Annotated in this window: 13 protein-coding genes; 1 reads left to right on the top strand and 12 read right to left on the bottom strand. The window is 38.9% G+C overall.

Annotated elements, in window-relative coordinates; translation table 11 throughout:
• Nucleotides 1-34: 34 nt before the first annotated feature.
• The 4 genes from B1R93_RS17180 to spoVK all read right to left on the bottom strand — a co-directional run bounded on the left by B1R93_RS17180 (nt 35) and on the right by spoVK (nt 4,171).
• Nucleotides 35-439, bottom strand: coding sequence for a MerR family transcriptional regulator (locus B1R93_RS17180; protein ID WP_088105179.1), 405 nt, complete (start codon nt 437-439; stop codon nt 35-37).
• Nucleotides 440-533: 94 nt separating this feature from the next.
• Complete coding sequence (locus B1R93_RS17175; RefSeq protein WP_088105178.1) at nt 534-1,799, bottom strand: methionine gamma-lyase family protein; 1,266 nt, start codon at nt 1,797-1,799, stop codon at nt 534-536.
• Nucleotides 1,792-3,075, bottom strand: a complete 1,284-nt coding sequence (gene hflX, locus B1R93_RS17170) for a GTPase HflX (protein WP_088105177.1) — start codon at nt 3,073-3,075, stop codon at nt 1,792-1,794. The genes B1R93_RS17175 and hflX overlap by 8 nt, the downstream gene beginning before the upstream one ends.
• 142 nt (nt 3,076-3,217) lie before the next feature.
• A complete protein-coding gene (spoVK, locus tag B1R93_RS17165) occupies nt 3,218-4,171 on the bottom strand; it encodes a stage V sporulation protein K (RefSeq protein WP_088105176.1) in 954 nt (317 codons plus the stop codon).
• 138 nt (nt 4,172-4,309) lie between these two features.
• On the opposite strand from spoVK, the gene B1R93_RS17160 reads away from it, so the two are divergent.
• Entirely contained in the window at nt 4,310-5,302 is a 993-nt protein-coding gene (locus B1R93_RS17160) for a tyrosine-type recombinase/integrase (RefSeq protein ID WP_088105175.1), read from the top strand.
• A 153-nt stretch (nt 5,303-5,455) separates the two neighbouring features.
• Here B1R93_RS17160 and hfq read toward each other — a convergent pair whose 3' ends face one another.
• The 8 genes from hfq to miaB form a co-directional block, all read right to left on the bottom strand.
• Nucleotides 5,456-5,689: an RNA chaperone Hfq gene (gene hfq / locus B1R93_RS17155; RefSeq protein ID WP_088105174.1), complete on the bottom strand. Its 234-nt coding sequence runs from the start codon at nt 5,687-5,689 to the stop codon at nt 5,456-5,458.
• A 30-nt stretch (nt 5,690-5,719) separates the two neighbouring features.
• Nucleotides 5,720-6,664 carry a tRNA (adenosine(37)-N6)-dimethylallyltransferase MiaA gene (miaA, locus tag B1R93_RS17150; RefSeq protein ID WP_088105173.1) on the bottom strand — a complete coding sequence of 315 codons (945 nt, stop codon included), beginning with the start codon at nt 6,662-6,664 and terminating at the stop codon, nt 5,720-5,722.
• A 48-nt stretch (nt 6,665-6,712) separates the two neighbouring features.
• A complete protein-coding gene (locus B1R93_RS17145; RefSeq protein WP_207634175.1) occupies nt 6,713-7,486 on the bottom strand; it encodes a class I SAM-dependent methyltransferase in 774 nt (257 codons plus the stop codon).
• Between the two features lie 25 nt (nt 7,487-7,511).
• On the bottom strand, nt 7,512-9,371 hold the full coding sequence (mutL, locus tag B1R93_RS17140; RefSeq protein ID WP_088105171.1) for a DNA mismatch repair endonuclease MutL: 1,860 nt from the start codon (nt 9,369-9,371) through the stop codon (nt 7,512-7,514).
• A 14-nt stretch (nt 9,372-9,385) separates the two neighbouring features.
• Nucleotides 9,386-11,995: a DNA mismatch repair protein MutS gene (gene mutS, locus B1R93_RS17135; protein ID WP_088105170.1), complete on the bottom strand. Its 2,610-nt coding sequence runs from the start codon at nt 11,993-11,995 to the stop codon at nt 9,386-9,388.
• Nucleotides 11,996-12,175: 180 nt separating this feature from the next.
• Complete coding sequence (locus tag B1R93_RS17130) at nt 12,176-12,745, bottom strand: outer spore coat protein CotE (protein ID WP_088105169.1); 570 nt, start codon at nt 12,743-12,745, stop codon at nt 12,176-12,178.
• A gap of 251 nt (nt 12,746-12,996) precedes the next feature.
• A complete protein-coding gene (locus B1R93_RS17125) occupies nt 12,997-13,422 on the bottom strand; it encodes a YlbF/YmcA family competence regulator (RefSeq protein WP_088105168.1) in 426 nt (141 codons plus the stop codon).
• A complete protein-coding gene (gene miaB, locus B1R93_RS17120; RefSeq protein WP_088105167.1) occupies nt 13,422-15,047 on the bottom strand; it encodes a tRNA (N6-isopentenyl adenosine(37)-C2)-methylthiotransferase MiaB in 1,626 nt (541 codons plus the stop codon). The genes B1R93_RS17125 and miaB overlap by 1 nt, the downstream gene beginning before the upstream one ends.
• Between the last annotated feature and the right edge of the window lie 28 nt (nt 15,048-15,075).

The raw sequence follows: 15,075 nt of genomic DNA, 5'->3' as shown, positions 1-15,075 counted from the left end.
AAAAATTCCCTTTGTCTGGGAATTTTATTCTAACTTAATGAAAAAAACGTGATAATTGTCCTTGGATGATAGAAGCTCTACCATGCCTTCCAGCCATGAATAAATCATGTTTTAAATGCTTTCGCAGTTCACTATCGGACATTTGTTTTTTAGGACGAGGTATCTCTTTTTCTTCGGATGAATGTACTTTAACTTGCTGCTTCATTTGCATAATCTGCTTTATACCAGAAATATTTACCCCTTGGTCAAGAAGGTTTTTTATTTCTAGTAACCTATCAACGTCTTGAAAGGAGAATAAGCGTTGGTTCCCCTTCGTACGAGCTGGTTTGATCAGTTCGTGTTGTTCATAGTATCGAATCTGTCTAGCGGATAATTCTGTCAGTTGCATGACGATACCTATCGGAAACAGTGGCATGTTACGACGAATGTAATCATTCATACCTTTACCCTCCTTTGCTTCCACTTTTTATGTTACTAAATGGTTGTTTTATTGTCAATCGAAGGTCATAAAACTTAACATAGTATTAGAAGCTTTAATCCTCATTCACCGTTTCAAGTAATTTGTCAAGGGCCTGTATAACTGCAATTTTAACATGTTCATATGTTAGTCCACCTTGAACATATGCTGTATATGGAGGACGGATTGGCCCATCAGCTGTTAATTCAATACTCGCACCTTGAATAAAGGTTCCTGCTGCCATAATAACATCATCTTCATAGCCCGGCATAGCACTTGGATGCGGAGTAACATGAGCATTAATTGGTGAAGCTGCTTGAATAGCTTGGCAAAAAGCAATCATTTGTTTGGAATCAGTAAATCGAACAGATTGAATTAAATCAGTTCTTCTTTCTTGCCATTTCGGTGAAGTATTCATTCCGACCTTTTCTAAACAAGCTGCGGTAAAAATGGCTCCTTTTAACGCCTGAGCAACTACGTGTGGAGCTAAGAAAAAGCCTTGATACATTTCCAGCAAGCTATATAAACTTGCTCCGCCCTCAGCGCCAATTCCAGGAGCAGCTAGGCGGTACGAGGCTAATTCAACTAGTTCTTGCTTTCCTACTATGTAGCCGCCCGTCTTTACGATGCCCCCGCCTGGATTTTTTATTAGCGATCCTGCCATAATATCAACACCTACTTGGCACGGTTCACTCGTTTCGACAAACTCACCATAGCAATTATCTACAAAAATAACGACATCCTTTTTAATCGTTCGAACAAACTCGACCATTTCCTTGATTTGCTTCACTGTAAACGATGGTCTATCCCCATATCCTTTTGAACGTTGAATTCCGATCATTTTTGTTTTTTTCGTTATTGATTTACGGATGAAATCTTCATCAATCCATCCATCCTCCGTTAACGGGACAGCATCATAACCAATTTGAAATTCCTTTAAAGAGCCTTGTCCGTTACCGCGTATCCCTACAATTTCTTCTAATGTATCATAAGGTTTTCCGGTAATATAAAGAAGCTCGTCCCCTGGTCGAAGAATACCGAATAAGACTGTTGCAATCGCATGTGTTCCGGAAATGATCTGTGGACGGACAAGCGCTGATTCCCCTCCAAAAACAGTTGCATAAATGGCTTCAAGCGTATCACGACCAGCGTCATCATAGCCATAGCCTGTAGAGGGGGTAAAGTGAAAGTCAGACACTTGATGACTTTTAAAGGCGCTCATCACCTTTGCTTGGTTGATGAGCGCAATCTGATCAATTTCTTGATGATGAGATATAATTTGTTGTTCGACTTCTCGAACGAGTGTTTCAATCGTATTGTGATGTTTCAACTGTTCAAACATGTTGTAACTCCTTCTTTTTCATCCGTTCAAAAAATAAATGCCCTAGGGCTGATTTTTCAAACATAAAACCTTCGACAGCGTAATAATGTCCATCTTCATCCCATTCTTGTTTCTCAACGATTGCTTCTTGTCGACATTGAGAAAGAAGCTTTCCCTCTGTAGCTAAAATATCCACAGAGAACGGGATCATTAGTGATTTAAGTTCATTTTCAATTTCACATAATAAAAGAGACAAGTCTTCCTCTTTATAAGCGCTTATTTGAACAGATTTCTCATGGTGATTAGGAATAAAGTTCGCAGTCTTTTGATCGTTTTTATTATATACGACTAATTGGGGAATCGCATCTGCTTTTAATTCCTGAATTAACTTACGAACTGTTCGTTCCTGTTGGTCAAAATCCGGATTAGAACAGTCAACAACGTGAATTAAAAAATCAGCTTGCTGTAATTCTTCAAGCGTAGAACGAAATGCAGCAATTAAAGTTGTCGGTAAATCCTGAATAAATCCTACCGTGTCTGATAATAAAACAGAAAGTCCACTCGGTAATGTTAAGCGTCTCGTTGTTGGATCTAACGTAGCAAATAATTGGTTTTCCTCAAGTGTACCTGCTTCTGTTAAACGATTTAGGATCGTTGATTTTCCAACATTCGTATAACCAACAATCGCGACTTGAATAGCATCATTTTCTTTGCGGCGCTCTCGATAGCGTTCACGATGATCGACGACTGTTTTTAATTGTCTCTCAATTTCGTTCATTCTCCGCCGTATATGTCTTCGATCCGTTTCAAGCTGCGTTTCCCCAGGTCCTCTCGTTCCAATTCCACCACCAAGACGGGATAATGCCTGTCCTTGTCCTGTAAGACGTGGTAATAGATAGCTAAGCTGCGCAAGCTCAACTTGAAGCTTCCCTTCTCTTGATTGAGCACGCGAGGCAAAGATATCTAAAATTAGCTGAGTCCGGTCAATAATCGGAATTTTACATATTTGGTGCAGATTACGCATTTGGCTTGAGGTCAGTTCATCGTTAAAAATAACAACATCCGCCTCTAATTCCTCAATTAATGCTGTTAATTCCTGCGTTTTTCCTTTCCCAATATAGGTTGAGGATTCTATCCGTTCTCGTTTTTGCTCAATGGCTCCCACGACTTTCCCTTTTGCCGTCTCAGCTAAGCTTTTTAACTCCTCCATCGATTGTTGGAATTGCTCATCCGTTTTTTGAATGTTACAACCAACAATGATTACGCGTTCTATATTATGCTGATGTATTTCTTGCAAAGACAATCACATCCTTTACATAAACATTCTTTTTTAGTATCTTCTATCGATTCATCTCAATTCATGGGAAAAATTCTTACATACATCAAGCCCACTATGAAACGATGTTTTCACATAGTGGGCTACAGACCAACATTGCTGTTTAGTTAAGCTTAACATGAGATGTATCAAAATTGAAATCTTCTTTTTCAATCGTTATAAGTGAATCTCGGTCATAGCTACCTTGTTTCAATAAACGAACAGCTTGAAGTCGTATCGCCTCTTCGACAATGTTTCGAATATAACGCCCATTACTAAATGTACGCTCTTGATCAAGACGTAATTGACGTAAATGTTCTCGAACATGTCGTTCTGCTTCTTTCGTTAACTCATATTCCCGCTCTTTGACCATTCGTCGAACCATTTCCATTAGTTCATCCGTTGAATAGTTCGGAAAATCAATAGCGATTGGAAATCGAGACGGTAAGCCTGGATTCAAGGATAAAAAATAGTCCATTTCTCTCGAGTAGCCAGCTAATATTAACACAAAATCATGCTGCTGATCTTCCATTGCCTTCACTAACGTATCTATCGCTTCTTTCCCAAAATCCTTCTCTCCTCCTCTAGAAAGAGAGTAAGCTTCATCAATAAATAATACGCCACCGCTTGCCTTTTTAAGTACTTCCCTCGTTTTCTGAGCTGTATGACCAATATATTCTCCGACTAAGTCTGCACGTTCACATTCAATTAATTGCCCTTTAGACAAAACCTCCATCTCATGGAAAAACTTAGCGATAATCCGTGCTACTGTCGTTTTTCCTGTACCTGGATTACCCTTAAATATCATGTGAAACACTTGTTTGGATGTTTTTAATCCTTGAGTCTCCCGACAGCGATTAATATAAAGCCACGCGTAAATTTCTTTTATTAACCGTTTTACTTCACCTAAACCGACATACTCAGCTAACTCTGCTTCAAATTTTTCAAGAATTTGATGTTTTACTCTTTCTTCATCTGAAAGTAATACTGGCTCATTTATCTCTAATTCATTGTCCCGTTTATGGTTAAGCACTACGTTAATTCGTCCATTTTTCCTTGTTTGCAATGGGTTACTCATGATGCTCACCCCTTCGTTGTTCACGCTGCCTACTACACTATACGCCAGCATTTGAAAATTGTGACAAACGCCTATACATTCATAGAAGCTATTTCGACTATTCTGTTATACTAAAAATATAGAAAAGGAGGTAAAACCTTGAATGAACAACAACTTCCACAGTTTGTTAAAGATTATCTTGTTCACTTAACGAAAAAAGGGAGACAATCTTCAACTATTAAAAGGTACACGTATGATCTAATGGATTTCTTTCATTGGTTATCAGTATATAAAAACACCGTTTCACTAACTATCTGGACCGAGCTTAGCCGAGAAGATATTGAACAGTTCTTTTTATATCTTATGGAGGAACGTCAATATAAAGTACGAACAATTCGGAGGATTCATTCCGTTCTGCGTCAATTGGCTACCTTCTATTTAAAAACAAAACAGCATGCCATCTTTTTATATGAACCACCAGAGCTTGAACTAGTACCTTTACAGCAATCCGAATGGGTAACTGAAAAAGAAGCAAGACGTTTACTCTCCATTATTCATTCTGTACAAGGTCTTAGTGAAAAGCAGCAAGAAGCTCGACCGTTTTTTGCGGGTAGAAACGAAACTATAATTCGGCTGTTTTTAGATTACGGTCTTTCCCTCCAAGAAGTTACTCGACTTACTATGAATGATGTTCACTTTGAACGTAATGAGGTAATAATCCGTTCTGAAAAAGGGGAACAATTATTTAGCATTGAGTGGAAGGATGAAGATAAGCGTTGTGCGTATAAATATTTTAAAACGATTCCTGAACCAGTTAGACCTCGCTTTTATAGTCAGGATCCTTTTTTTGTAGCCTTCGATTTTCAACGAATGACATTTCGTTGGTCTTATGAAAATGATCAACCAAAAGCTTTAACTGACATCGCTATTCAGAAAATGCTCCGACTCGAAGTCGCGCGTGCGGGGCTTCGCAAAGGGATCTCTGCCCAACATCTTCGAAATACCTTTATTTTACGGTGCTTACTTAATGGGGAATCGGTTCAAAGGATTCAAGAGAAACTAGGGCTTAGCACCCCCTTATCCCTTCAACGTTACCTCCTTACCATCAAACAGCTACAAAATGTAGGAAAAACCGAATCTTGGCCGTACTAGAAAAGTATTTTTGCTCCTGTTAACATGTGAGTCTGAAGAACATTTCAAGACCTTAACTACTATATCAAATAAAAAAGGACGCAAGAAAAGGGTTGAACTTTCTTTTCTTGCGTCCCATCTTATGTTTGAGGAGAAAAAATCTCCCCCTTGATATTAAGCTTCAGTTTCAGATTTAAGTTGAACGTTTCGTTGAGGAGCAAAGGTTGAAATGGCATGCTTATAAACAAGCTGCTGCTTACCTTCTGTCTCAAGAATTACTGTAAAGTTATCAAACCCCTTTACAAGTCCACGGAGTTGAAAGCCATTAAGTAAAAATACAGTTACTGAAATGTTGTCCTTGCGTAATTGGTTCAGAAATTGGTCTTGGATATTGATAGGTTGTTTCATCGGTTTGTCCTCCTCTAATTGTCTATCTCTTTATTTCGATAGTTGCGTTAATTTTCCTTCAACAAAATTACGAATTTCGCTAAATATTTCAACTTTTTCCCTTGATGTCATATCAAACCAGGTGGCATCTGCTTTGTTGCGAAACCATGTTAATTGTCGCTTCGCATATCGTCTTGAATTCTGTTTTAATGTTTCAATCGCTTCTTCCTTCGAACAATTGCCATCAAGATAATCATAAATTTCCTTATATCCAATCGCTTGAACAGATTGACAATTCTTAATTCCACGCTCTTTTAACGATTTGACTTCTTCAATTAAACCAGACTTTATCATTAAATCGACCCGTTCATTAATTCGCTGATACAGCATTTCACGGTCCATCGTTAGACCGATCATAATAACATCGTATGGTGAATCTTGGTTTTCTTCCGTTTGCTGTTCTGAAAAGGGAACTCCAGTCACATGATAGACCTCTAGTGCACGTATGACACGGCGAACATTATTCGGATGAATAACTTCTGTAGCTTTTGGGTCTACATTTCGTAATTGTTGATAAAGTGCCTCGTTTCCATGCTTAGTTGCAAAGGCTTCGAGCTCCTTCCGATAGTTCACGTCATCAACAGGTTTAATCGTAAAATCAAAACGATGAATAACCGCATTTACATACAGTCCCGTTCCACCAACTAGGAACGGTAATTTACCTTCTTTATTAAGCTCCTGAATTAATGGGATACAGCGTTCCTGAAACTCCGCTACCGAAAAAGATTCTTCTGGTTCTTTAATATCAATTAAATAATGGGGAACCCCTTGCCGCTCTTCATCGGTTACCTTTGCTGTACCAATATCCATCCCTTTATAAACTTGCATCGAGTCACCACTAATGACCTCACCATTAAACGCTTTCGCGAGGTAAACACCTAGCGCAGTCTTCCCTACCGCTGTTGGGCCAACTATGACGATTAATTTTTCCTTCATCATCTTCTCCCTTTACCTTAGCTTTCAAACCTAACTTCCTGAAAAAAATTAAACCTCTATGTAAGCGTAATGAAAAGAAGAATGCTGCCTTCTCATTACTACAAATTGATATTTATCGAATCGAGTGCTTTGCCAATGATCCTTTAACACGATCCGCTTTTTAGCTACTCGCTTTGCTTCAACAATTACTTGCTCACTTAAGTCATCATGACAAGCAAACCATTTTAATCCCTTAATTCCTGTAGAATTAGCAAGATGTTGCTCAAACATCGGATCAAAATAAACAACATCAAAAGCATTATCTGGCAAGCTAGAAAGATAATCTAAATGACTAGTATGAATGACTTCAATCCCTCTCATTGCTTCAAGCATTTCCTTACTACCTTCTTGCCAATTCTTGAGCCCAAAATCAACGAGACATGCTAAATAAGGGTTTGCCTCAACTCCGACGACTCGACCGCAATTACCGACAGCTACTTTAGCAACTAGACTATCCGATGCTAACCCTAATGTACAATCTAAAAAATCCTTCCCCTCAGATAGCTGTGCCGCTTCAACGAGGGGATCATAATTAGTTCGTAAATATTGCTTTACTCGAAACATTGCTGAATTAGGATGATAAAAGAAGGGCTCTTTATGTTCCAAATGATACAATGTCACCTTTCCTTTTCCTACAACTAGCACATGGTTATTATAAAGCTCCTTCAAATCTTCGACAGACTGTTCTTTTCTAACGATAAAACGGCCATCTATTTTTTCTGCAAACATTAAAGCTTTTTCATATAGTTGTTCTGCACCTTTACGTGCTGTTGTTACAATCATCCTCATGTCTCCTAGTATCGAATCTTTACATAACCCGTTTAAACATTTTTTCTAGTTCGTAGGTTGAAAAATGGATAATAATCGGACGACCATGTGGGCATGTAAATGGATCACTTGTTTTTCTTAATGTTTCAAGTAAAGCAAACATTTCTTCCTGACGCAAATGACGATTTGCTTTAATCGAAGCTTTACATGACATTAAAATCGCAGTATCCTCCCGAAATTTCGCTAAATCAACACGACGAAGCTTAATTAGTTGTTCAACGATTTCACGAATCGTCTCCTCCTCTTCACCTTTCGGGAGCCAAGTAGGGTGAGAACGAACGATATACGTTTGTGAGCCAAATGCTTCTAAAAACACCCCCACCGCCTGTAGCTTGTCCTTATGTTCCTCAATAATCGTCACTTCTTGGTTTGTACATTCAATTGTAAAAGGTACTAATAGCTCTTGAAGCTGTGGTTCTACCTCTGCTACTTTTTCACGAAAATATTCATACTTGATCCGTTCCTGAGCTGCATGCTGATCAATTAAATACATTCCATTATCATTTTGGGCAACGATATATGTCCCGTGCATTTGGCCAATTGGGTAAAGTACAGGTACACGTGAATGGATTGGTTTAGGTTCAACACTTTGCTGTTCCCCTACCTTACGAAATGGCTCAGAAGATACGTTGTTCGCTTCTTCTACCTGATTCACGTTTTCTTCTACAGTAATAGGTTCTACTCTCAGATCTTCTTCAATAGTTAATTGAGCTGAAGGGTGGCGCTGTTCTTCCACTTGCTCACGTACTTCCCACTTTGGCGACGCTACGTCCTGGCGATTTTCTTCAAAAGAAAGAGGTACTTGTTCACTTTGTTGCTTCTCTCGTTTAGGAAGCTGCGCTGCCGGAATAAGCACCTCTTTTTGAAAAGCCTTTTTAATTGCATTCGTAATTAATTCACTCAGCTCTTCTTCTTTACTAAGCCGCACTTCCAATTTTGAGGGATGAACATTGACATCAATGAGTGATGGATCCATGTCAATAGAGAGAACTACAATAGGATAGCGGCCAATCGGAAGTAACGTATGATAACCCTCCTGAATCGCACGGGCTAAAGCATAGTTTCGAATATAACGCCCATTTACAATGATAGATATATATTGCCTTGAAGCTCTCGTAATTTCAGGTTTAACCAAATAGCCTGTTAGATGATAGTCAAGCGAGGTTTCATCAATGGCTATCATATTTTTTGCAATGTTACGTCCGTAAATGGCGGCAATAACCTGGCGTTTGTCGCCATTACCATTCGTTTTTAATACTTCTTTTCCATTATGAAAAAAATCAAACGCCACATTAGGATGAGCTAACGCTAAACGATTAATAATATCACTTACATTCCCTGCCTCTGTGTGAACCGTTTTTAAATACTTCAGACGTGCTGGTGTATTATAAAAAAGGTTTGTAACAAAGATTTCAGTTCCTTGACGAGTTTTGGCGGCTGTTCGATCAATGATTTGCCCCCCTTCAAGGGTTACTTTCACCCCAGCACCATCTCCGGTTCCGGTTTCTAGCGTGAGGTGAGACACAGAAGCAATACTTGGTAATGCCTCACCACGAAACCCAAGTGTTGCAATTTTAAATAAGTCACGGTCGGTTTTTATTTTACTTGTCGCATGTCGGTAAAAGGCGGTTTCAACATCCTCTGCATCAATTCCTTCTCCATTATCGACAATTCGGATTGATGACAAACCACCTTCTTCGATTTCAATTAGAACATGTGAGCTATTTGCATCTAATGCATTCTCGACTAGCTCCTTCACAATCGAAGCAGGGCGCTCGACAACTTCACCTGCTGCGATTTTATTTGATAAAAGATCATCGAGCTTAATAATTTTTGCCATCTTATCCTCCCCCTTTATTCTTTCTTAAGAAGTTGTTGTAGTTCGTTGATGAGTTGAATCGCTGCAATTGGTGTTAAATGAAGAACATCGGTTTTTTTCAGTTTGCTCATCACTTGATTTTCTTGTTTCGTACGTCCTTCCCTAGACTTTTCTGTGGAATCAGGTTCTTCAGGAAACAAAGAAAGCTGCATTTCTGAATGGTTGACAGGGGCAGAATTAAGCTTATGTGATGGCAAAGCTTCTTTCGCAGAACCTTCTTCTAATGTTTTTAATATTTCCTCTGCACGTGCTGTCACCTGCTTTGGTAATTCTGCAAGCTCTGCGACGTAAATACCATAGCTTCGATCAGCTTGTCCATCAATTACTTTATGCAGGAACACGACTTTTCCGTTTTCCTCCACTGCAGAAACGTGCACATTTTTTAAATTGGGAAGTGAGAGCTCTAGAGCCGTTAACTCATGATAATGGGTTGAAAACAATGTTTTAGCCTTCACTTCATCATGAATATATTCAATAATAGCTTGTGCTAACGCCATTCCATCGTAGGTTGATGTGCCTCGTCCAATTTCATCGAGTAGGATCAGACTATCTTGTGTAGCCTTCGTTAAGGCATATTTTGTTTCAAGCATTTCGACCATAAATGTGCTTTGACCGCTCGCTAAATCATCAGCCGCTCCAATTCGAGTGAACACTTGATCAAAAATCGGCAGTTCTGCTTTCGATGCAGGAACGTAGCATCCAATTTGCGCCATAATGGCAATTAAGGCAAGCTGTCGCATATACGTGCTTTTCCCGGCCATATTTGGTCCTGTAATGAGTAGCATTTCTCTTCCTTCGGCCATGATCACATCATTTGCAACATAATCACCTTTGTCAATGACGGTTTCAACTACAGGATGACGTCCAGCTTCTAAGACAATGTTTCGTGCTTTAGAAAAGGTTGGTTTTACATAGCGGTTGCGTTCACTTACCGTTGCAAATCCTGCTAATACATCAATTTCACTTAATGCATGGGCTAGGTTTTGTAATTCAGGTACATATTGTTTTGCCTCTTCGCGAATCTCTACAAATAAATCATACTCAAGCTGTTCCATCTTTTCTTCTGCTTCTAAGATCATCGCTTCTTTTTCTTTCAGTTCTGGCGTAACATAACGTTCTGCATTTGTTAGCGTTTGTTTTCTTTCATAGCGACCTTCTGGTAAGTGAGGAATATTGGCTCTTGTCACTTCAATATAATATCCGAACACTTTGTTGTAACCGATTTTAAGTGATTTAATTCCGGTTATTTCACGCTCTTTTTGTTCCAATTCAGCAATCCACTTTTTCCCGTTCTTACTCGCATCTCGATACGTGTCTAATTCAGAATGGAACCCGTCGCGAATCATTCCACCTTCTTTTACAGAAATAGGGGGATCCTCTAAAATACTTCGTTCAAGCAAATCAATTAACTGCTCATACACCGATTCCTCAGAAAACCATTTGTTTTGAAAGCCTTTATCCATCATAAGCAGTTGTTCTTTAATCGCTGGGATTCGCTGAAGTGAACGTTTAAGTTGAACAAGCTCTCTTGCATTAACACTTCCATAGGCTATGCGCCCTGCAAGTCTTTCTAAATCGTACACATGCTTTAGTTCATCCCTTAGCTCTTCACGCTCAAAGAAATGTGTGATAAAAGTAGAAACGGTTGTTAATCGTTCTACAATCTCACTTTCTGATACTAATGGCCGTTCTACCCATTTTTTTACGAGTCTTCCGCCCATAGCCGTTACGGTTTCATCTACAACCGATAGTAATGACCCTTGCTTTTTTTTCTCACGCAGCGTTTCTGTCAGCTCTAAATTTCGTTTTGAATGTAAATCCATCTTTAAATATGAGTCTGTTGAGTAATAGTGTATGGCTTGTAAATGATCAAGCGATCGTTTTTGTGTACGGATCAAATAGTTTAATAATCTTGCATATGTCATTATGAGCTTCTGCTGCTCTAAATGCTCAAACATATGCCTGTATGGATTCGGTACTGTTGTATCGCTCTCTAACGAAATCGTTAGCTGCAATGAAGCTTTGATTTTTTCGAGAATTCTAGATTCAAGGTCAGCACTTACGACAAGCTCCTTTGAACCTGTAGCCGCTACTTCATGAATGACTTCGTTTATGTCATGCGCTACTAATGTCACAGCGTTTTCACCTGTTGATAAATCACATCGTGCAATTCCAAATGATCCATCCTCAAACGCGGACACAGAACAAAGATAGTTATTTTCCTTTTCACGTAGCATTTTTCCATCCATCACCGTTCCAGGTGTCAACAGTTTAACGACTTCACGTTTAACAACACCCTTAGCTTGCTTAGGATCTTCTACTTGTTCACAAATGGCTATTTTATAGCCTTTTTCAATCAAACGTGTAATGTATTGACCCGCCGAATGATGGGGAACCCCACACATCGGAATACGTTCTTCACCTTGACCTCGACCCGTTAATGTAATTTCAAGCTCTCGTGCTGCTTTCTCTGCATCCTCGAAAAACATCTCATAGAAATCACCGAGACGAAAAAATAAAAAGGCATCTTGATATTGTGCCTTAATCTCTAAATACTGCTTCATCATTGGTGTTAGCTGTGCCATGGTAATCCTCCAACGTCCTAATTTCATACCGTTTATTATAACATAGTAAAAATCGTGACGCATTAAGGGAGGATTTGGGGATTTTTCTGTCACAATCAAAGAAAGAAGAAAATGATTGAGTTAGCAGTAAAATTTAAACAAAAATAAGCCAGAAAGTAACTCTTCCTGGCTAGAGCGTGTTTATTTACCTAATTCCCCGTGTAAAAAATTCGGGTCTAAACGTTCAAACTCTTCATCACTTACTTCATCATCATAATCTTGGCTTGGAATGTCGTCTATGCAGCCATCTGGATTGACAGCTACTGCTACTTTCGTTTCACCAATGCACTCGACGACAAACTCGCGCTCCACTTGAACATCAACATTTGCGCCACATTTAGAAATGGCCGCTTCTAAAGTGTTTGGTTGCTGAATCGCACGTGCAATAACATCCATTTCGTCTGAAAGTACATTTTCATCCTTCATTGTTAACGGAATTACATCAGTGTAAGTAACGGTTTGTGTTGCCACATCGGTTTTCGTATTTTTACTATACGAATACCAAACATTAATGTCATAGCTACCTTGCACTTCGACATTATCACCCTTCTTTTCTGCGCTGTACTTATGATTAATAATCCAACAGCCAAGAATGCTTGACGGTCTGTGGGAAGGGTTAATTTGGTGCGTTGTTTCTGAGAACTTACGACCTTTTCCACATACCGCTTTCGTAATTATTTCGCGATAGTTAAATCCATCTTTGTGAGACATGTTACAATACCCTCCTCTTTCTCATATCAAACCAAGTGTCGGTTGCTCTTTCGGCAATGCCTGTATCGCTCCGCCAATTCTTCACTGTCATCCTATGCAGGGCGAATAACCAATGTGCAAAAAATGAAAAAAAAGATAAAAGCAAAGCGCTATCTATAACACGATATGTTTGTAAGGAGAGAATTAGTACACCATTTATCTAGAAAAGGCCAAAGCCCTGCGTGTCCACGCAGGGCTTTAACAATCCTTTATTAGCATGGGTCTTGAATTAAAGGGTTTTTCGTAGTTGTCCCCTTTAATGTATCTCCGCCCATTGATGTAATAATTTCATTTGTAACTGTTCTTGAAATTGTGTTTGAAATCATTTGAAGAAGTTCATTTACTTCTACTTGACTTTGTTTAAACTCTTGAACTAAAGGAATTTGATCAATTTCATCATGAAGCTGATTAATTTTTTCATCGATCTCCTTTAGTGCCTCAGCTTTTCCGTAATGTTGAAGATTAACAGCTTCCTTTTGAAGCTTTTTAATTTGCGCAATTAATTCTTGTACGCGCAAATGTTCATTAATTTGCTTTTCAGCACGCTTAAAAAAATCAACCTCTTCTGTCTCTGCAAGCATCTTTGCTAATTCTTGTGCCTTTAATCGGATATCCTCTCTCGTATACGTTGTACCCATTATGCTTTTACCTCCGCTACTTCAACCATTTCTCCATCTAATGACCATGTTTTTGCTTCCGTTACTTTTACATAAACAATTTCTCCGATGACTGATTTCGGTGCTTTAAAATTAACAAGACGATTCGTTCTAGTACGACCTGCTAATATTTCTGGATTCTTCTTACTTTCACCTTCAACCAATACTTCAACGATTTTATCTTGATATTCAAGATTTTTCTTTGCAGATATTTCATTTACAAGAGCATTGAGTCTAGCTAAGCGCTCACGCTTAACCTCATGGGGAACATTGTCTTCCATTTTTGCAGCCGGTGTTCCTTCACGTGGTGAATAAATATACGTGTAGGCACTATCAAATTCTACTTCCTTTACAAGCGATAACATTTCTTCAAATTGTTCTTCTGTCTCATTCGGGAAACCGACAATTAAATCTGTTGTAAATGACGCATTCGGGATCGTATTTTTGATCTTTTTTGCTAGCTCTAAATACTGCTCACGTGTATACTTTCTTGCCATTAGCTTCAAAATTTCCGAGCTTCCGTGTTGTACAGGAAGATGAATGTGTTCAACAAGATTCCCACCTTTAGCTAATACTTCAATGAGGTGGTCATCGAAATCACGTGGATGACTTGTTGTAAAACGTACACGTGGAATATCAATCTTATGAATCTCGTCCATTAAATCACCGAGACCATATTCAATATCCTCTAAATCCTTCCCGTATGCGTTAACGTTTTGACCGAGAAGTGTAATCTCTTTATACCCTTGACGTGCTAAATCACGGACTTCAGCGATAATATCCTCTGGGCGACGGCTACGTTCTTTTCCTCGTGTGTAAGGGACAATACAGTACGTACAGAATTTATCACAGCCATACATAATGTTTACCCATGCTTGAGTTTTTCCTTGACGAGCACGCGGCATATTTTCAACAATATCGCCTTCTTTAGACCATACTTCAATGACCATTTCTTTTCCATAAATCGCATCACGTAATAAATAAGGCAAACGGTGAATGTTGTGGGTTCCAAAAATCAGGTCAATGTGCTGATGCTTTTGCATAATTCGATTGACCACATTTTCTTCTTGTGACATACAGCCACAAACCCCAACAATTAATTCAGGCTTTTCCACTTTAAGTGTTTTTAAATGCCCGATTTCGCCAAATACCTTATTTTCTGCATTTTCACGAATGGCACACGTATTTAGTAAAATAATATCAGCTTCTTCGGTTACTTCTGTCGACTCAAATCCCATATCAAGTAAAAGACCTGCCATGTTCTCTGAATCATGTGTATTCATTTGACAGCCGTACGTGCGAATTAGAAACTTCTTACCGTTTCCGATTGTTTTCATTTCTGCAGGAATCAGTTCGTCTGGCCTAATTACTTGTACCTCTTCCTTACCACGTCGTTTCCCTTGTTTATAATCCGGCTGATCAAGAATCGATATTTCTCGACTACCGATTTTAATAATCTTCTTATTGTCTTCCTCGGATATTACCTTTGCATTTGAAAAATCAAAGTATTTACTATAATCTTTTTTTGCATTTCCGTTCAAGGATTTTACGTCCTCTTCGGATGCTCCTGTATTACCTTGACGTCCTAAACGTTGTTCCTCATTCATAGGTCATTCTCCTTCCATTAAACGTTCA

This window comes from Halalkalibacter urbisdiaboli, assembly GCF_002156385.1.
In the GTDB taxonomy this organism is placed as follows: Bacteria; Bacillota; Bacilli; order Bacillales; family Bacillaceae_D; genus Halalkalibacter_A; species Halalkalibacter_A urbisdiaboli.
Note: the sequence above shows the minus strand (reverse complement) of the source record. Positions and strands in the feature narration are given on the sequence as shown.